The sequence below is a fragment of the Microbacterium sp. zg-B185 genome (assembly GCF_030246885.1).
In the GTDB taxonomy this organism is placed as follows: Bacteria; Actinomycetota; Actinomycetes; order Actinomycetales; family Microbacteriaceae; genus Microbacterium.
This window is the reverse complement of the sequence record NZ_CP126739.1, coordinates 1,011,309-1,028,919: the sequence shown is the minus strand read 5'-3', so window position 1 is coordinate 1,028,919 and position 17,611 is coordinate 1,011,309. Positions and strand designations below refer to the sequence as shown.

At 68.6% G+C, this 17,611-nt stretch carries 18 protein-coding genes and 1 pseudogene; 8 read left to right on the top strand and 11 right to left on the bottom strand.

Annotated elements, in window-relative coordinates; all coding sequences use genetic code 11:
• Positions 1–37: 37 nt before the first annotated feature.
• The 5 genes and pseudogenes from QNO12_RS04825 to QNO12_RS04805 all read right to left on the bottom strand — a co-directional run bounded on the left by QNO12_RS04825 (position 38) and on the right by QNO12_RS04805 (position 2,496).
• Entirely contained in the window at positions 38–334 is a 297-nt protein-coding gene (locus QNO12_RS04825; protein WP_257502981.1) for an ATP-binding cassette domain-containing protein, read from the bottom strand.
• Positions 335–435: 101 nt separating this feature from the next.
• A pseudogene (locus tag QNO12_RS04820) lies at positions 436–813 on the bottom strand (energy-coupling factor ABC transporter ATP-binding protein); the annotation flags it as partial.
• On the bottom strand, positions 810–1,472 hold the full coding sequence (gene cbiQ / locus QNO12_RS04815; RefSeq protein ID WP_257502699.1) for a cobalt ECF transporter T component CbiQ: 663 nt from the start codon (positions 1,470–1,472) through the stop codon (positions 810–812). The pseudogene QNO12_RS04820 and the gene cbiQ, both read right to left, overlap by 4 nt.
• Positions 1,472–1,801: a PDGLE domain-containing protein gene (locus QNO12_RS04810; RefSeq protein ID WP_257502700.1), complete on the bottom strand. Its 330-nt coding sequence runs from the start codon at positions 1,799–1,801 to the stop codon at positions 1,472–1,474. Before QNO12_RS04810 ends, cbiQ begins: the two co-directional genes overlap by 1 nt.
• A complete protein-coding gene (locus QNO12_RS04805) occupies positions 1,798–2,496 on the bottom strand; it encodes an energy-coupling factor ABC transporter permease (RefSeq protein WP_257502701.1) in 699 nt (232 codons plus the stop codon). Before QNO12_RS04805 ends, QNO12_RS04810 begins: the two co-directional genes overlap by 4 nt.
• Before the next feature lie 255 nt (positions 2,497–2,751).
• Here QNO12_RS04805 and QNO12_RS04800 point away from each other — a divergent pair, with 255 nt between their 5' ends.
• On the top strand, positions 2,752–3,591 hold the full coding sequence (locus QNO12_RS04800; RefSeq protein WP_257502702.1) for an AraC family transcriptional regulator: 840 nt from the start codon (positions 2,752–2,754) through the stop codon (positions 3,589–3,591).
• Positions 3,592–3,606: 15 nt separating this feature from the next.
• Here the strand turns inward: QNO12_RS04800 and QNO12_RS04795 are convergent, their stop codons facing one another.
• The 3 genes from QNO12_RS04795 to QNO12_RS04785 form a co-directional block, all read right to left on the bottom strand.
• Positions 3,607–4,128, bottom strand: a complete 522-nt coding sequence (locus QNO12_RS04795; RefSeq protein ID WP_257502703.1) for a Fur family transcriptional regulator — start codon at positions 4,126–4,128, stop codon at positions 3,607–3,609.
• A 64-nt stretch (positions 4,129–4,192) separates the two neighbouring features.
• Complete coding sequence (locus tag QNO12_RS04790) at positions 4,193–5,110, bottom strand: urea transporter (protein ID WP_257502704.1); 918 nt, start codon at positions 5,108–5,110, stop codon at positions 4,193–4,195.
• Between the two features lie 24 nt (positions 5,111–5,134).
• Positions 5,135–5,317 carry a hypothetical protein gene (locus QNO12_RS04785; protein ID WP_257502705.1) on the bottom strand — a complete coding sequence of 61 codons (183 nt, stop codon included), beginning with the start codon at positions 5,315–5,317 and terminating at the stop codon, positions 5,135–5,137.
• 73 nt (positions 5,318–5,390) lie between these two features.
• On the opposite strand from QNO12_RS04785, the gene QNO12_RS04780 reads away from it, so the two are divergent.
• Positions 5,391–5,687: a hypothetical protein gene (locus QNO12_RS04780; protein ID WP_257502706.1), complete on the top strand. Its 297-nt coding sequence runs from the start codon at positions 5,391–5,393 to the stop codon at positions 5,685–5,687.
• A gap of 75 nt (positions 5,688–5,762) precedes the next feature.
• On the opposite strand, the gene QNO12_RS04775 is transcribed toward QNO12_RS04780, so the two are convergent.
• Complete coding sequence (locus tag QNO12_RS04775; RefSeq protein WP_257502707.1) at positions 5,763–9,323, bottom strand: FUSC family protein; 3,561 nt, start codon at positions 9,321–9,323, stop codon at positions 5,763–5,765.
• A gap of 426 nt (positions 9,324–9,749) precedes the next feature.
• Positions 9,750–10,724, bottom strand: a complete 975-nt coding sequence (gene bsh / locus QNO12_RS04770; RefSeq protein WP_257502708.1) for a choloylglycine hydrolase — start codon at positions 10,722–10,724, stop codon at positions 9,750–9,752.
• A 318-nt stretch (positions 10,725–11,042) separates the two neighbouring features.
• Between bsh and gad the strand changes: the two genes are divergently transcribed.
• Both gad and gadC read left to right on the top strand, forming a co-directional pair.
• Positions 11,043–12,419, top strand: a complete 1,377-nt coding sequence (gad, locus tag QNO12_RS04765; protein WP_257502709.1) for a glutamate decarboxylase — start codon at positions 11,043–11,045, stop codon at positions 12,417–12,419.
• Positions 12,420–12,428: 9 nt separating this feature from the next.
• Positions 12,429–14,033 carry a glutamate/gamma-aminobutyrate antiporter GadC gene (gene gadC / locus QNO12_RS04760; RefSeq protein WP_257502710.1) on the top strand — a complete coding sequence of 535 codons (1,605 nt, stop codon included), beginning with the start codon at positions 12,429–12,431 and terminating at the stop codon, positions 14,031–14,033.
• Positions 14,034–14,430: 397 nt separating this feature from the next.
• Here the strand turns inward: gadC and QNO12_RS04755 are convergent, their stop codons facing one another.
• On the bottom strand, positions 14,431–14,592 hold the full coding sequence (locus QNO12_RS04755; RefSeq protein WP_257524557.1) for a hypothetical protein: 162 nt from the start codon (positions 14,590–14,592) through the stop codon (positions 14,431–14,433).
• 182 nt (positions 14,593–14,774) lie between these two features.
• On the opposite strand from QNO12_RS04755, the gene QNO12_RS04750 reads away from it, so the two are divergent.
• The 4 genes from QNO12_RS04750 (at position 14,775) to QNO12_RS04735 (ending at position 17,586) form a co-directional block, all read left to right on the top strand.
• Positions 14,775–15,296 carry a DUF1269 domain-containing protein gene (locus QNO12_RS04750; protein ID WP_257502712.1) on the top strand — a complete coding sequence of 174 codons (522 nt, stop codon included), beginning with the start codon at positions 14,775–14,777 and terminating at the stop codon, positions 15,294–15,296.
• Between the two features lie 306 nt (positions 15,297–15,602).
• On the top strand, positions 15,603–16,220 hold the full coding sequence (locus QNO12_RS04745; protein WP_257502713.1) for a trimeric intracellular cation channel family protein: 618 nt from the start codon (positions 15,603–15,605) through the stop codon (positions 16,218–16,220).
• 530 nt (positions 16,221–16,750) lie between these two features.
• A complete protein-coding gene (locus QNO12_RS04740) occupies positions 16,751–17,206 on the top strand; it encodes a fluoride efflux transporter FluC (RefSeq protein ID WP_257502714.1) in 456 nt (151 codons plus the stop codon).
• On the top strand, positions 17,203–17,586 hold the full coding sequence (locus QNO12_RS04735) for a fluoride efflux transporter FluC (protein WP_257502715.1): 384 nt from the start codon (positions 17,203–17,205) through the stop codon (positions 17,584–17,586). The genes QNO12_RS04740 and QNO12_RS04735 overlap by 4 nt, the downstream gene beginning before the upstream one ends.
• Positions 17,587–17,611 lie beyond the last annotated feature (25 nt).

Genomic DNA, 17,611 nt, shown 5'->3' with positions numbered 1-17,611 from the left:
CCGGTTGGCTGCGCCGCGGCGGACCGGCGTGGCCGGTTCAGCGCTGCGCCCGCTGGCGCACGGCGACCGCCGGGTCGAAGCCCCACGGCAGCTCGAGTCCGTGCGCGGCCATCAGCGCGGCATCCCCGAGCAGCTCCGCGGTGGGTCCGTCCGCCACGATCCGCCCGCCGTTGAGGACGACCGAGCGGGGGCACACCTCCAGGGCGAACGGCAGGTCGTGCGTGACGACCAGCACCGTGGAATCCAGGTCGGACAGGGTCGCGGACAACGCGCGGCGGGCCGACGGATCCAGGTTGGAGGTGGGCTCGTCCAGGACGACGACCTCGACGTCCATGGCCAGGATCGTCGCGATCGCCGCGCGCCGTCGTTCACCAGCGAGAGCCGCTGCGGATAGCGGTGCTCCGCACCGTGCAGCCCGACCTGCGCCAGCGCGATCGCCACCCGACTCTCCAGCTCACCGCCGCGGATGCCGTAATTGGCCGGACCGAACGCCACGTCCTCTCCGACAGTCGGCATGAACAGCTGATCGTCCGGATCCTGGAAGACCAGTCCGACGCGGCGCCGGATCTCGCGGGCGTTCTGCCGGGACACCACCGCGCCGCCGATCGAGACCGTCCCGGCGGTGGGCGTCAGCGTGCCGTTCAGGTGCAGCATCAGCGTGGTCTTGCCGGCACCGTTCGGCCCGAGAACGGCGACCCGTTCTGCCGGGGACACGCGAAAGCTGACGCCGGCCAGGACCTCCCGGCCGGACGCGTCACCCGGGTAGGCGAACCGCACGCCGTCGAAGGCGAGTCCGGCCGGATCCGCGCTCATCCCGTGCCGTCGCTGTAGCCGCGGGCCAGCATGGCCAGGTGCACGCGCTCGCCGCGGGCGTGGGCGCGCACGAACAGCGCTCCGACACCGCGGCCGAGCGTGCGCCAGTCGCGCAGACCGCGGTTGGCGAATCCCCGCGACTGGCGGGCGACGCGCATCCGCGCCGACTCCTCCCCGATCACGTCGAGGTAGCGCAACATGAAGCCGATGATGGCCGTCAGCTGCGCCGGCATCCGCAGCGCCGCCAAGGCGCCGACGATCCGCCGCGGCTCGGTCACCGCGGTGAACGCGACCGCGGCCAGCAGCGTCAAGGTCGCCTTGGCCAGCAGCGCCCAGGCCCCCCACAGCCCTTCCACGGCGAGCGGGACACCGAGGACTTCCACGCGCGGCCCGGTCGCGATGAAGGGCATGAGCAGGGCGAACACCACGAACGGGATCTCGATGCTCAGCCGCCGCAGCGCGACCGCGGGGCGCACACGGGCGGCCACGAGCAGCATCGCCACCGCGACGGCATACAGCGCGAACACCGCGAACCATTCCCGCGGCGTGGCCACCACCACCACCGCGAACCCGACCAGCGTCAGCAGCGACGTGCGCGGCGGGACACGGTGCAGCCACGCGGACCGCGGCGTGCCCGTCCGGCCTTCTCCCGAGCGCATCACGGCCGGTCGCGCCGCGACGAGGCGAGCCGGCCGAGCAGCCACGCGAGGCCGAAGGTCAGCGCGCATCCGCAGGCTCCGGCCACCGCAACAGACAGCCACGGCTGGTCGATCGCGGCAACCCCGTAATCCGCCAGGGGGCTGCCGCTGAGCATGCTCTCCCGCGCGGCCGCGTCGAATCCCACCGTCTCGGCGACGAATTCCAGTCCGTCCGGCTGTGTCGACGCCCAGACGCTGAGCCCGCAGGCGATCAGCAGGGCGACACTCAGGGCTGCGATCGTGAACGCTGTCGTGGAGATGCGGCGTGTCCCCGGCCGCGTCCCGGTCACGCCGGCACCTCCCGCACGGGACGACCGGGACTGCGCCGGGATCGCCGCTCATACCGCGTGCCGTACACGAGATCCGGTCGCGTGGCCACGACCGCCGAGACGATCAGGGCGGTGATCGCCGCCTCGCCCAGGCCGATCACGGCGTGCCAGGAGAGCATCCCGGCGAACACCGCTGCCGGCGGGACCGCCACGCTCCCCCCCACGGCGAACAGCCCGGCGAAGACCGCGGCGGCCGCCGGGACCGACGCCCGGGCGCCCACGGCCGCCGCAGCCACCACCGATGCACGCCGCCCCGGCAGGACGAGCATGAGCCCGCGGAACACCCACCAGCCGACGAGGACGGTGACCAGAGCCATCAGCGTGATGTTGGTGCCCAGCGCCGTGATGCCGCCGTCGGCGAAGAGCAGCGCCTGGACGATCAGCACCACGCTGAGGCACAGAACCGCTGTTGCCGGGCCGACCAGGACGGCGGCGAGCGCTCCGCCCATCAGGTGGCCGCTTGTCCCCACCCCGACGGGGAAGTTGATCATCTGCGCCGCGAAGATGACAGTCGCGACGATGCCGACCATCGGCGCCTTGCGGTCGTCCGTCCCCTCGCGGCGGGCCCGGGGCAACGCCAGGGCGATCCCGGCGGCCGCGACCACTCCGGTCCCGATCGAGGTCGGCAGCGTGAGGAATCCGTCGGGAACATGCATCCGAGTCCACTCCGCTCTGTCTGCCGAGATGCGACGGTGTCGCAGTGCCGCCGATGTAGCCCCGCGCTCGGTGCCCTCACCAGGCTCCCGGCGAAGACGGCACGAATCCGTCTTCACCGGACCATGGTCCCTGGTCGGATCGGAATGCGCGGGTCACAATCAACCCGAGGTCGCGTCGGCGCGCATGCGCTGCACGGGAAACCGCGGTCCTCGCAGGACCGGCCATCGTCCATTCGGGGGGCGAAGGGAGTCAGGATGCGAGACATTGCAGGACGACGGGCACTCAACGCGCCCTCGCACGGGTCCGCAGCGGGTCCGCGGCAGGGGATGGCGCAGCTGCGTCTCGGCCATGTCGTGCTGTTCACGACGGTCAACGGCATCTGCCTGCCCGCGGATCTTCGCCGGACTGCGGAGGACGAACGACGCTACACGGTGCTGATCCACGCCGGCGAGAACGGCACGTCGCACTCCCGTATCGTGTGCGCGGACACCGCGCTGGATGCCCTGATCGGAATGCGTGGAGATCTCCGCGCGGTCGCCGTGCCGGATCGTATGCTTCCGCCGCATTCCATCACGCCCGCTGCTGTCCCGCTCGCCGAGACCGCCTTGGTCCGCGCCTCGCGTGCGGTGGTGGGCGTCCTCTTCTCCATGGCTGCGGTCTCCGCCGGCGGGGACTCGGCGGCGGCAACCGAAGACGTGGTCGTCGCGATGGTCCGCGGCATCCTGCGTGAGCAGCGGCCCGCGATGATCGGCGCCGGGGATGGCGACGAGGTGGAGCATCGGGTGTGGGCGTTGATCGCCGACCGGCATCCGGATCCGGAGTTCGACGTGGGCACGATCGCGCGGGAACTGGCCTTCAGCCGCCGTCAGCTCTACCGGCGGGTGACGGGCGAGGCCGGGGTCGCCGCCCTCATCGCACAGCATCGGCTGTCCACGGCGATGCGGCTGATCGGCGAGGACCCCTCCAAACCGCTCGCGGACGTGGCCTCCTCATCGGGGTTCTCCCGACTGGCCAACATGCGGGCGCTGTTCACCACGCGACTGGGGATGACGCCCACCACGTATCGCCGCGGCATCCTGGCCTCACGCAGCTAGGGAGCGGCGACGGGGTCACGGCCGGGCGGCGTCGGCGTCCGTCGCGGGCGCGATGCTCGACCCGGCACATCGGGCGCACAGTCCGACCAGCGTGCTCTGCCGCGCGTCCAGCCGGAATCCGGCGCCCTCCAGGACGCGCGGACCCACCCCGTCCAGCGGGTCCGGCGGCAGGACGACGACCTCGCCGCAGCGGAGGCAGTGTCCGTGCAGATGCTCGCGGCCGGCCCCGGTGGCGGCCAGGTGGTAGCGCGCCGCACCTCCGGGCACGTGCCGGTGCGAGACCACGCCGGTCGCCGCCAGCAGCTCCAGCGTGCGGTAGACGGTCGCGCGGTGGACGTCGGTGTCCTCCAGCAGGGCGGCGACCTCGTCGGCGGTCAGGTGCTCCGCGTGGTGGGCCAGCGCCTCCAGCACGGCGCGGCGCGGTGCGGTGACGCGCTCCCCGCGGGCACGCAGCGCGGCGAGCGCCGCGCCGACGGCATCCGGCTCCGCGGCGGCATGCAGCCGTCGGTGGTCCTGCGCTCCGGGATCGGCGGGCATGTGCATCATGCTGGCACCTGGGCGACGGAAGCGCATCGCACTGGCTGTGCCCGCCGAGGCGAGGTCAGCTGCGCTTCAGCCCGCTGACGTAGTACGCCACGATCAGTGCGACCCACGTGGTGAGGATGTATGGCCACGTGTAGGTGTCCGCGCCGAGACGGTGCATCAGCAGCGTGACCACGGCCGTCACCACGATCCAGGGCAGCGAGTACAGCCACGAGGCGGTGCTGCTCTTGAGGAACGTCACCGCGAGCGCTATCGCGGTGAGCACGCCCGAGTAGTTGGCCAGCCCGTTCGCGATCTCGCTCCAGGACTCCCCCATCGCGATCGCGGTCACCGAACCCACGGCACTGCCCATCAGCGCCGCCAGTCCGACCTTCCAGCTCGCGATGAACAGCCCCAGCAGAATGGCCGCACCCGCGAACGGGTTGTCCACGAGCACGACCTGCCAGACGTTGGTCAGGAGGGAGATGAAGAAGGCCGGCACCGGGTCATCCGGCAGATCCGACGGCGCCGCGTCCACGGCGAGCCGCAGCGTGGACAGCGCGATGATCGTCGCGACGATGACGAACGGGGCCGTCGTGTACGGCAGCTGGTACTTCTTCAGCGCCGTCCTGCTGAACAGCGCATCCACCAGCCAGGTGACCGGACCGGTGGCCACGCCGCCCACGAAGGCCAGCACGTACGACCACCAGTGCGCGCCGCCCAGCGCAGCGAAGACCGCCGCGCCGACGAGGGTCCCGCAGAAGGACTGCATGCCCGCCGCGACGCTCGAGGCGGGGTAGCGGACGGCGCGACCTCCGATCATGCCGCCGAGCGCACCGATCAGCGCGAGGATGCCCATCCGCCAGTCCGCGATGAAGAACGCCGCCAGCACGAGCAGTCCGGTGATGATGTTCTGCTGGAAGTAGATCTGCGACGGGCCGTGCAGCAGGCCCAACCCCCACGCGCGCACTTCGGTCGGCTGAGTCGTGGTGCTCATCTGTCCTCCTCGGCTCTGTCCGCGTCACTTGCGGATCGCGGGTGCGCGCAGTCCGGTGAGCAGCTCGTGGACTGCGCCCGTCACCGCCGTGTGCAGCGCCGCGAAGGTCACCGTGTCATCGCCGACGAACCGGAACCAGGCGCCGGCGTCATCCGGCAGCGCGCTCACCCCGAATCGCGCCGATGGATCCCCAGCGGGCGCGACCATCACCGCACTGCTGGCATCCCGCTTCGTCGCCCGGGGCAGATCGCGCCTGGCGCTCCTGATCAGCGGCCTGCTGATGACCGTCGGCGCCGCGCTGCTGTGGGCCACCGAATCGGCGCCGCTGTGGGCGGTGATCGTCCCCTACCTGGTGTTCGGCCTGGGGTTCGGTCTGATCGCCGATCCGATCAGCGTCACCGCGCTGGGCTCACTGCCGCCCGCCCAAGCTGGACTCGCCTCCAGCCTCATCTCCACCAGCAAGCAGTGGGCCAGCTGCTGGGCATCGGGCGGGTCGGTACTCTGCTCGCCACCGCGGCGGGATCCAGCGAAGCGGTGGAGTTCCAGGACATGCGCGGGTGGGTATGGGCGCTGCTGACCGCGTCGGGTGTGGCCATCGTGATTCTGAACGCACGCCCGAATCGGGTCCCTGCCCCGGCCGCAGCGAGCTAGCTCAGCCGGCCACACCGGACCGGTCGGCCTGCCGCGCATCGCCGGCGGCGGCATCCGGATTCGTCATGGATTCCACGGTCCCCGGTGCCACGGCATCCAGCAGGGCCAGCAGCGTCTGGTTCATGCGCAGGATCTGCAGGATCACCGTCCGCTCCGCGTCCGACCCGACCTCCCCTACGGCATCCTCCAGCTCCGCGGGCAGGTGCACGCGGTGCGGCAGGGAGCCGGTCAGCACCCGGCGCACCGCGTCGAAGTTGTCCCCCGTGGCGGCGGCGAGCTCCCGCCAGCGAGGCGCGGCGGCGTCGGGACTGTAGGTGCGCAGCAGGCGGACCAGGTGGCCCTCGTGGTCGAGCAGCGCCCACAGCGAAGTCAGCTGGGCCTGAATGCCGGCCGGCTGCAGCGAACCCGGGTTGCGTCGGATCGGGTGTGCGAGCTTCTCCAGGTCCGCCAGCTGCGCGCCGAGTGCGCGGGTCATGTGGGACAGTTCGGCGGCCGTCGGCGCCTGCGCCCCCTGCAGCCGCCCGAACAGTGCCCGGCCGAGCGCTGAGGCCTGGTCCAGCACGCCCGCCATTCCGTGCAGGACGCGCGTGCGGGTGCGGGTGGGCAGCACCACCGCCGAGACGGCGACCGCCACGAGCGACCCGATCGCCGTCTCGGCGAGGCGCACCTCGACGGTCTCGACGCTGAGGGTGCCCAGCAGGTCGTAGACGGTGGCCAGCAGGAGCGTGGCCCAGAACGCCAGCCACGCGGAGGACACCGCGCGCATGTAGGACATGGCGAACGCGCTGATCAGCAGCAGCGGGATCGCCACAGCCGGGGTGTGATCGGCGACGATGGCCAGGCCGAACGCGATACCGGACGCGGCGATCGTCGCCACGATGCGCATGAACCCCTTCGAACGGGTCTCGGCATCTGATCCGCTCAGCACCTGGAACGCCGGCATCGCCGCCCAGTACTGATGACCGGTGGAGACGAAGCCGCCGAGGAACAAGGCCAGCCCGGTCGAGATCGCCGCCTGCACCGCCTGTTTATCGGCCGCGCGCGCCGCTTCCCTGCCCCCGGGGCTGAGGGCGCCCGGCGGCTGTGCGGGCCGACGGCCGGATGTGCCCGCGCCGGCGCGTGCGCGCCGCGCGTGCGCGACGGCCGTGCCCTCGGGCACCCCGCTGGACGCGTGCGCCGCGGAACGACCCGCCGACGCAGACCGCTGCTCACGCTCAGGCGTCCTCCCGTGCTCGGACTCCTTCGCCTGCGTCAGCCCCTGCTTCTGCGGGTGCGCGTCCTCGGCCGCATCGTCACTCTTCTGCGCTGCCCGCAGGCGATCGATCGCGGTGCGCAGCTCGCCGATCGTCGCGAGGATGGCCCGCGCCGACCGCGGCCAGTCCGGCGGCGGGTCGCTGGGTGTCGCCCGCGGCGCGGGCGGCTTGGCGGGGGCGCCGGGCCGGTACGCCGCGAGTTGCTGCTGCAGATCGAGCAGGTCCGCCGCCAGGCGCGCACGCTCGTCGACGGTGATGGCGAGACTGGCAGTGACCGGAAGCATCGTGACCAGGCTCTGGGCCGCCAGCTGAAGATCGAACACCCGCACGCGGAGGGCGCGGGCGCGGCCGGCGGGGATGCCCGGCGTCGTGTCCGCGTCCAGATGACCGGCCACCGAGCCGGCCGCCTGCACCAGCGCGGACTGCCCGGCGCGCAGCGAGCGGATCAGACGGGCATCCAGCCGACCCGTCGCGACCAGGTCGACGCTCCCGTCGATCAGCGCCGCGACGCGCTCGTAGAGCGCGTCGATCCCGTCGTCGATCTGGCGAACGACGCTGGGCCTGGGGATCAGGCCGACGATCCAGGACGCGAGGACGCCGACTCCCGCCGCGACCAAGACGGCGGTCAGGTCGGACGCGTTCATCCCCAGCAGCGCTGTGACGTAGTACGTGACGAAACCCAGCTGACCCAGTCCGCCGACGGCGGGACCGAAGCGGCGCAGCCACATCGCCAGCGCCGCTACCAGCGCCAGTTCGAAGACCGCCGAGACCGGCGTGCGCGGGATCAGGACGCCGCAGCTGGCCCCCACGATGGCCGGCAGCGCGGCGACGGTGCCGGCCCACCATTTGCCGCCCGCCCTGCCGCCCGCCGTGGCCGGTGCGGAGAAGAGCGAGATGAGCCCGGCGAACGTGGCGGCCGAGGCGGTGTTCAGTCCGGCCAGGCTGGCCAGGGGCACCGCGATCCCCACCGCGACGATCGCGGCGACCAGCGACCGCACGGCGTCGGCCAGACGGACCAGGCCGGGGTCTTTCACCGTGGTGCGGCGCCGGAGCCATCGCCCCAGCGGGTTTCCGGTCGGCGCGGCGGGCGCCTCGGCGGACGCCGTTGGGCCGACCATGACCGGGATCGCGGCAGCGTCCGCCGCGGACAGCGGAATGTCGTCCGGGGTCGTGGCCACCCCGCGATAGATCGGCTGGTAGTCCAGATCACTGCCGACGGCGGTGGTGAAGGCGCGCGCCTCGACCTCGAAGGCCAGCCAGGCGGTGTAGCGGCGGTACATCTCCTCGGAATCGGGCACCGCGCTGCTCTGCGTAAGTTCGGCCATGCGCCGGTTGATCGCGAGGAAGCGCATCACCCACGCATCCGAGCGGGTGTGCGCGTCGGCCGAGTCGAAGGTCGTCATGGCGGTCGAGAACTCGGCGGCGGAGACGGGCGGGCGCGGTGTCGCGCTGCGCAGGCCCAGCATCCGCTGCGTGCGCAGACGGAAGTCCTCGTAGGTTTGGCCGAGCCGCGCGAGGTTCGGCTCCTTCGTCGGGTCGCTGCCGGCGGGCAGCCCCCATTGCAGCGCCCCGATCACTCCCGCCGTCATGTACAGGCTGAACGGCAGGGAGAATTGGTCCCGCCCGCTTTGGAAGTAGTACGCAGCGCGGTTCTGGGCAAGCCCCTCCGCGTAGGCGCTGAGCGCGTCCGAGATGGCCCCCAGCTGGCTGTCCAGTCCGCGGGACGGACCGTCCGGGAAGAACGGCTGCAGCGTCTCGATCGGATCGCCGACGCCGCGACCGATGCGGAAGAAGTTGGCCGAGAGCGCGCGCAAAGACTGGATGACGCCGTAGGCGCTGCCGAGGAAGGTGATGATGATCGACAGCAGCACGATGCTGACCATGGCCTCGATGACCGTGAGCAGCTCCAGCACCGGGACACCCGGGGAGATGTTGTCCACGCCGACCGTGGAGAACTGGCCGGTGCTCAGGTACAGCGCACCCCAGAAGTCGGCCTTCACGCCGGGCGAGATCTGGAACGCGCCGCTGAAGCCCATCGCGCCGAGGTAGATCAGCGCGAAACCGAGCAGGATCCCCAACAGCCACCAGAAGATCGTGGTCAGCAGCAGCACCCCGGTGACCTGGCGCAGCACCAGCGGACGCCATCGACGGTCCACCCGCCGCGTGATCGCGCGCATGACCAGCCATTGGCCGCGGACGATCTTGTCGACGAAGAGACCGCCTTCGTCGTAGTTGAGCACCGCGAGGAACGTGTCCAGGAGCGTCAGCAGCAGCACGATCACCCCGAGCACGATCAACGCCGCGTCCATGCCGGATACCTTAGGAGCCTGGATTTCCCGCGTCGCGAGCCCGCGCCTGGTATGGCACGTATCCGTGGCGGATGCGTCCTCCGATCGCGGTGCGGCCGGTTCCGCGGACGCCCCCCGCTCGGCGATCGGAAGTTGAGGCCCGCCGCGGCGTCCTCGTCGCTGAGGACGCTGCCGAGCTCTCTTGTGGCGCTGACCGGCCAGCGCTCTCGTCAGCCGGAGGACCAGGCGTCACTCTCTATCCGCCGAGACGTCAACGCCCCGGCAACGACCGGAAGCGCTCACCCCAACCGTCCGCATGTACTCGCAATGGGCGATTACACGGACGGTGACCGACTCATCGGCGCACGGGGAAGGTCGATTGCAGACTTCGCAAGCCGACGATGCGCCCGCTCGCCTTCCTGCGAGTGCTGCGGGTGGCACGGTCGGTCAGTTCTGCATGTGGACCTGTTGCTCCTTGATGAGGGGGTAGTCGGCGAGGGTGCTGCCGTCGAGGTCTTCGTTGTGCATGTCGATCCCCGTCAGCTGGCTGTTCTCGTACGTCGTGTAGTAGTAGATGCCTTTGTCGGTGTTGCAGCACGAGGAGTAGATGGTGATCTCGAACTTGCCGGGCGATACCTCGACGCATCCTCGCTGTTGAGCGACGGACCCCAGGATCTGGAAGAACTGGCTGATCGATTCGGATTCGGAGTCCCCCGACACGGAGTTCATCTTCGTGAAGGCCGCCTTGACGAACCGTGATGAGGACGAGAGATCTCCGGGGAGGCCGATCGCGCCCATTCCGCGGCTGTACACGTCGAACTCCAGGTCATCGGAGAAGTGCTTCTCCGGCGGGTTCTTCGACAGGTGCATGAAGTTGTTCAGGTTGAAGGACTGGATATCGAACGTGGGGTTGTTCGTGAGGACGCCGATGGGGTTGTCGTACACCTTCAGGCCCTCCTTAACGCTCTCCACCGTGATGGATGCCGTCCGGTCGGAGATGATCCAGTGCAAGGGCGAGAGCGGGAAGGCGTCGCTGAAATCGATCTTCACGAGGTTGAGCGAAGCGAGCGCGGTGCGGACCTCATCGACCGTCTCGAACTGGCCGAGGATCCAGGGGATGAACTCGAACGGAGTGATGTTCGTCTTGCCCTCCGCCTCGGGCTTGTAGTCGGCGTTCTCCGGGAAGTTGAGCCCCGCCATGCTGAGGCCCTTCTCGTTCGTCGCGTCGTAATACAGCGGGTACCCGTCGGCGATGGTCGCCATCCCGATGATCGCGTGGTGCGCCGGGAGCGGAGCAGCCTTGCGGAATTCGAAGGGGAAGTTCCGAGGCGTCACGGTCACCGTCTCGTTGTAGGAGAACTCCAGATCGAGATTGCGCCCGAAATAGTGATCCCGGGTGGTGTAGTTCGCTCCTGTGCACATCCGTGACCCTCCGATAGCGTCGACTCGCTCAATGGCGCCACCGTACGTCCGTGAACGCTGCGGGGCCAAGGCCAAACGACCCACAATGGACCACGCTGCCTGGCGCGGCCCGGCCCAGGTTCCGCCCGTCTGCGCGGGACGCTCCGCTCCGCGGCGCCGCTCCCGCAGGCTCCCCCACCGGGGGACGTTCGTCCCTGGTACGGGCCGTGCACGAGGCATACGCTCGCCCCGGGTGCACGGCGGCGGACTCATCCTCAACCCGTCGCACCCGAGGCGACCACCTCCTCGTGGCCGCTCGAATACGAGACGGGAGAGGCCATGAACGCATCTCAGGCAAACGACGAGTTGACTCCGCGGTTCGCCCGCCCGGGAGAGTCGACGGTCGCCGCACGCCATGTCATCCCACAGCAGGAGTCACTCCCCGACACCGCGAAGCAGATCGTCGACGACGAGACGATGCTGGACGGCAACTCGCGCCTGAACCTGGCCACCTTCGTGGGGACCTGGATGGATGAGGACGCCAAGCAGGTGTACGAGGCGGCCTTCGACAAGAACATGATCGACAAGGATGAGTATCCTCAGACGGCGGCCATCGAGGACAACTGCTGGCGCATGATCGCGAACCTGTGGAACGCACCGGATGCCTCCCAGAGCATCGGCACCTCGACCATCGGCTCGTCCGAGGCCTGCATGCTCGGCGGCCTCGCGTTCAAGCGGCGCTGGCAGCAGTCCCGCCGCGTCGCCGGGAAGGACACCTCCAAGCCGAACCTGGTGATGTCCTCGGCGGTGCAGGTGTGCTGGGAGAAGTTCTGCAACTACTTCGACGTCGAGCCGCGGTTCGTGCCGATCAGCCTGGAGCACAAGACTCTCGACGGCTACGACCTGGAGAAGTACGTCGATGAGAACACGATCGGTGTCGTGGCGATCTTGGGGGTCACCTACACCGGCATGTACGAGCCGGTCGCCGCGATCGCGGAAGCACTGGACGAGATCCAGGCGAAGACCGGGCTCGATATCCCGATCCACGTCGACGGGGCCTCCGGCGCGATGATCGCTCCCTTCCTGCAGCCCGACCTCGTGTGGGACTTCCGCCTGGAGCGGGTGCACTCCATCAGCACGTCCGGGCACAAGTACGGGCTCGTCTACCCCGGTCTCGGCTGGGTGGTGTGGCGTCACACGCAGTGGCTGCCTGAGGACCTGGTCTTCCAGGTCAGCTACCTCGGCGGGGAGATGCCCACCTTCGCACTCAACTTCTCCCGCCCTGGCGCACAGGTGCTCCTGCAGTACTACATGTTCCTCCGCCTCGGCTTCGAGGGGTACCGCGCGGTGCAGCAGGCATCGCAGGACGTCGCGAAATATCTCGCCAAGGGCATCGCGAAGATCGGTGCCTTCGAGCTGTGGAACGACGGCAGCGACATCCCCGTGTTCGCCTGGTACCTGAAAGACGGGCACACAAAGAACTGGAATCTCTATCATCTGCAGGATCGGCTGCGCATGAAGGGCTGGCTCGTGCCGGCGTATCCCATGCCGGATGACCTGAGTGACCTGACCGTGCAGCGCATCGTCGTCCGCAACGGGCTGAGCATGGATCTGGCAGCCGAACTGCTCGAGAGCATCGAGACCGAGACCGCATACCTCGACGCGCTCGAATCCGCGATGCCCGTCGAGGGCCAGCACCCCGCCTTCCACCACTGAGGCAACGACATGTCAAACACATCGAAGAAGACATCGGATGCCGCGGCGCAGGCCGACTCAAATCATCCCCTCGCCCCGCGCAGCGCCGTCGTCAACTATCTGGGCGTCGGCCAACTGGCGCTGCTGACGCTCGTGGTGGTGGCGAGTCTCCGCTCGCTCCCCGCAATGGCCGTGTACGGACTCGGCAGCGTCACCCTTTACATCATCCCCGCCGTCCTGTTCCTCATCCCGACGGCGCTGGTGGCCGCCGAGCTGGCCACCGGGTGGAAGGGCGGCGTCTATGTCTGGGTGCGGGAGGCATTCGGCAACCGCTGGGGTTTCACCGCGGTCTGGCTCCAATGGATCCAGAACGTCGTCTGGTATCCGACGCAGATCGCCTTCATCGCCGCGGCGCTGGCCTTCGTCTTCCTGGACCCGTCGCTATCGGACTCCGGGCTGTTCACCGCGATCGTGATCCTGGTGCTCTACTGGGGGTCGACGCTCGTCACGCTGCGGGGCGGCAACCTGTTCGCCAAGCTCGGCTCCTGGGGCGGCATCCTGGGCACCCTGCTGCCCGCCGTGCTGCTGATTGTGTTCGGCTTCATCTGGCTCGGCACCGGGCAGAAGAGCGAAGTGCCGCTGGATGCGGCGGCGGTCATCCCGCCGTTCACCGGCATCGCCTCCATCGTGCTGATCGTCTCCAACGTGCTCGCATACGCGGGCATGGAGGTGAACGCCGTCCACGTGAACCAGATGAAGGATCCCGGGAAGGGGTATCCCAAGTCCGTGCTCCTGGCCTCGATCCTGATCCTGCTGGTGTTCATCCTGCCGACGATCGCGATCTCGATCGCCGTCCCGGAAAAGGAGCTGGGGCTCACCAACGGCATCATGCTCGCGTTCCAGGCGTACTTCGACAAGTGGGATCTCGGGTGGGGAACCGCCGTGGTCTCTGCACTGATCGCCGCAGGAGCGCTCGCTTCCGTCATCACATGGATCGCAGGTCCTTCCAAGGGCCTGTTGGCTGCTGCGGAGACGGGGCTGCTGCCGCCGGCCCTGCAGAAGCGCAACAAGGCGGGGGTCCAGTCCGGCATCCTGATGCTGCAGGGGACGATCGTGACGATCCTCGCGGCGATCTTCGTCGTCGTGCCGAACGTGAGCTCCGCGTTCGTCGCCCTCGTCGATATGGCCGCGGCGATCTATCTGATCATGTACATGCTCATGTTCGCCGCAGCCATCGCGCTGCGCCGGAAGGAGCCGAACGTGAAGCGCACCTATCGGGTGCCGGCGATGAACCTCGTGGCCGGCGTCGGCTTCGTCGGCTGCCTCGCGGCGTTCGTGCTCGCCTTCATCCCGCCCCAGGGGTTCACAGCATTCTCCCCCACGGTATATCCATGGATCGTGGGGGTCGTTATCGTGGTGCTCGGCGCTCCGCCACTCGTGTTCTACGCCCTGCGCCGCCCCGGATGGGATCGGCGCAGCGAAGCAGACAAGGCCCTGCACGGCACCCACGACGAGGACGAGGCCCAGGAGGCCGCGCCGTCAGGCCCCACCGCCACGACGGCGCGCCCGCCGACGAGCAGATCCGCTCCTCGGAAGCCGAGCAACTCGACACAGCCGCCGGACTCCGATACGTGAGCCCGCGAAAATCTGGGGACCCCGTCCTTCGGGTCACCTTCCCTCATCGTCCGGCATCGCGTGATTCGACGAGGTTTCGCGGTCGCATCCAATGACACTCACCAATGCTCGCAGAGGTCCAACCAAACGCAATTGAGAGGCACCCCAAACTCCACTCGACGCGCCAGCAACCGCACGTGGACTCGACCGCTACCTCCGTCGAGACCAACAGCGGCCTGATCGCTAGCGCTGATCAGCAGGCCCCGAGGCCGCCGCACCAGAGCTTCGACCCACGACGACGCATGCTGCCGCGGGACTACCACAAGCGGGGTACTGTCTGCGGGCGCAACCCATCACCAACCGCGTCACCGGGGACGTCCCGCGCTCACTCCCTCTCCGACGAGCACGGAGTGCGAGATCACTGTTCCGGGGCAGTGTGTTCTGCCGACAACGCGGCGGCGATCAGCGCGGTGACATCGAAAGGTTGGGTGGGAGGCAGTTGGAGATCGGCGGGGCCGATCTCGCGGCGGCCCGCCCACGGTGGACCGCTATGAGATTTCGTCATTTCGTACTCCTTCATCGAAAGGGCGAGGGTGAGCCAGGCGTTGAATCACCGGCTCGCGCCCCGGGTGGCAACCGTCCTTGACGGGGTCGGGCACCGCTAGGGGCCTTCGTCCTTCGGGCCGCGACGGGACCTACGGCTCTGTGAAGCGGCCGGCGCCTGCTTCAGAGTGGTTCCGAACCAACATGAAAGGCAGATGAATGACTGATCGAAATTACGAGCTCCTGGTCGCCTCTTACGACGATGAGCAGTCGGCGCAAGAAGACTTCTCATCCATCAAGTCGCTGGACGACGTCAGGCTCGTGGCGGCGGTCGTTCTGTCCCGCGACACCGATGGCAACGTCCACGTGAAAGAGCACGGCGGGAAGTTCGTTGCGAAAGGAACAGCGATCGGCGTCGTTGCCGGCCTGGTGATCGGACTCTTCGCCCCGCCGCTGCTTCTCGTCACCGGTGTCGTCGGCCTCGGCGCCGGTGCCGGAATCGGCGAGATCGTGAAACGACACGAAGAGAAGTCCATCGGCGTCGACGCCGAGGAATGGCTTGTCCCCGGCTCCTCAGCGATAGTCGCCGTGGTGGACGAGGAGGCTCTCGACCGAATCGACAAGGCCCTGGAGCGCGCCACGAAGCGAATCAACAAGGCCATCGAAAAGGGCGACTACGACGCCGTCATCAAAGCCATCAACAAGGGTGACGAGAAGATCGCCGAAGCCGTCAGCGCGTGACCCTCACCGCAGGCCGGAACCCCATCCTCCGGCTTGCGGACAGGTCATCACAGTACTTGCGCATTGTACTGAGCACAGAACGATTCGTGCTCGCTGCCCCCTCAATGCAGAGGCCGGCGTGAGGGGCCCTAAACGACTTGCAGTTCCACGCGGCCTCGATCGCTGCCCGGGTGCTGTGACGGCTGCTTGGCAGCCGCGGTGCCACGGCAGCGGACGAAGGGCTCCACGCCGTTGGCGCTGACGTGCGGCCGCGAAGTATGCGTTTCCCGATTCTGATCGGGCGCTCCACATGCCTTGGGAGGCCGCATGGACACGGTCCTCGACTTTCTTGGCACATTCTTCTTCGCAATATCAGGTTCGCTGCTGGCCGCGCACAGGGGATTCGACATCGTGGGGTCAGTTCTCCTGGGTTTGCTGACCGGACTCGGGGGCGGAGTAATCCGTGACCTCATACTCGGAGTTACCCCCGCGGCCTTCTCACAGCCGGTATACCTGCTCGCGCCTCTCGCCGCGGCAGCGCTCGTCTTCTTCCTCTACACCGTCGTCGAACGGTTGCCGCGCACCCTGCTCATTTTCGATGCAGCAGGGCTTGGCCTGTTCTGCACCACTGGGGCAGCAAAAGCTCTCGAGCTGGGCATGAATCCGGTCGCAGCGGCCCTTCTGGGAGTAGCGACAGGGGTAGGTGGCGGCCTCCTTCGTGACGTCGTCGCTAACCGCGATCCCGAGCTGTTCGATCCGAACGACATCTATGCGGTCCCGGCGATGATGGGCGCCGCGCTGGTCGCAGCAGCCTGGATGGTGGGCTGGTACGACCCGCTGATTCAGCTCGCTGTCGGTGTGTTCGTATTCGCATTCAGGTTGGCATCACTTCGTTTCCACTGGCACGTTCCGCACGCGGTCGCCCGCTGGGGCCACCGCAGCTAGCGCGTGTTGCTAAACCGCTCCGGGGGCTCGCGGGAGAGTCGTGTCGTGTGAGTGATTTGGGATGAGGCGTGGGCTGTGATCGGTCCCTTGTCCCGAAGGTGAAGACGACCGATCGGCCTCCCGACGTGGCTTGCCGCGTTCTCACTGACAGAACGGCCATTATCGGAAAACACCCCAGGTCAGCGGGGGAAACAGTTCGCCGCGTCTCGTGAGGAAGTTGACCACCCGGCCGCCGCACGGCAGGTGTGGATGCAGTAGCGCTACTCAGCGCCCGTCGCAGAGTCCGCCGCTGAGGCGCCCGTGGAACTGGGTGGTGGCGTCGTTAATGCCCTCGAGGGCCTTGCGGAGGTTCTCGTACTTGGTCTGGATGCGAAGAACAGCTCCCCATCGACGGTGTAGCGGGCGGCCTGCCGCTGTGCGAAGATAGGCAGGTGCCGACATGCTCGGTACTCGGCGGTGGGGCTCGCCAGACACAACCGCGATGATCGCCAACAGTCCCTATCTCGTTCACTAGAGCGGATAGGACACCTATGCCCACCGGACCCCTCGACCCGGATACCGAGAACATCTCCACCCCCGGAGCGGCGATGCTGCCCTGGAGACACGTCGCCCTGGTCGCAGCCGGCGGAACGATCGGCACCGCCGCGCGGGCGCTGATCGCCGCGACTATTCCTGATCCGGCCGACTACCCACTCGGTATCTTCCTCATCAACGTGGCAGGGGCGTTCGCGCTCGGCCTCGTCGTCCAGTTCCTTGCATCCCGCGGACCCGACGAGGGGCACCGCCGCCTCACCCGCCTCGCGGTCGGAACCGGCCTCATCGGGGGCTTCACGACCTACAGCACCGTGACCGTCGATCTCGCGCAGCTCACCGTCTCGAGCCCCATGATGGCCGCGGCGTACTTCGCGGGGACGCTCGTCGTTGGGAGCGCGGCCTCGTACGTCGGCATCATCGCTGGTGCCCGCCTAGGAAGGGGTGCACGGTGAGCCCGCTCGTCCTCCTAGCTGTGGCGGCAGCGGGCGGGATCGGTTCGGCGCTGCGCTTCGTCCTAGACAGCCAGGTGAGCCAGCGCGCGCGGATAGCGTTCCCAGTAGGGACCAACATCATCAACGCGACCGGATCGCTTGCACTGGGCGTCGTCACCGGCCTCGTTGCAGCTCACACCGTTCCTGGCCCAGTCGGCTTGATCGTCGGCACAGGCTTGATCGGCGGATACACCACGTTCAGTACGGCAAGCCTCGAAACAGTCCGGCTCCTGATAGACGGTCGACTCCGGGCGGCCGCACTCAACGGAATAGCGTTGCTTGCCGTGAACGCACTGCTTGCCGGGTGCGGGATACTGCTCGGGCTTCTCCCGGCGGCTTAGGCGCGTCCCGGTGTCTCCGGTGTGC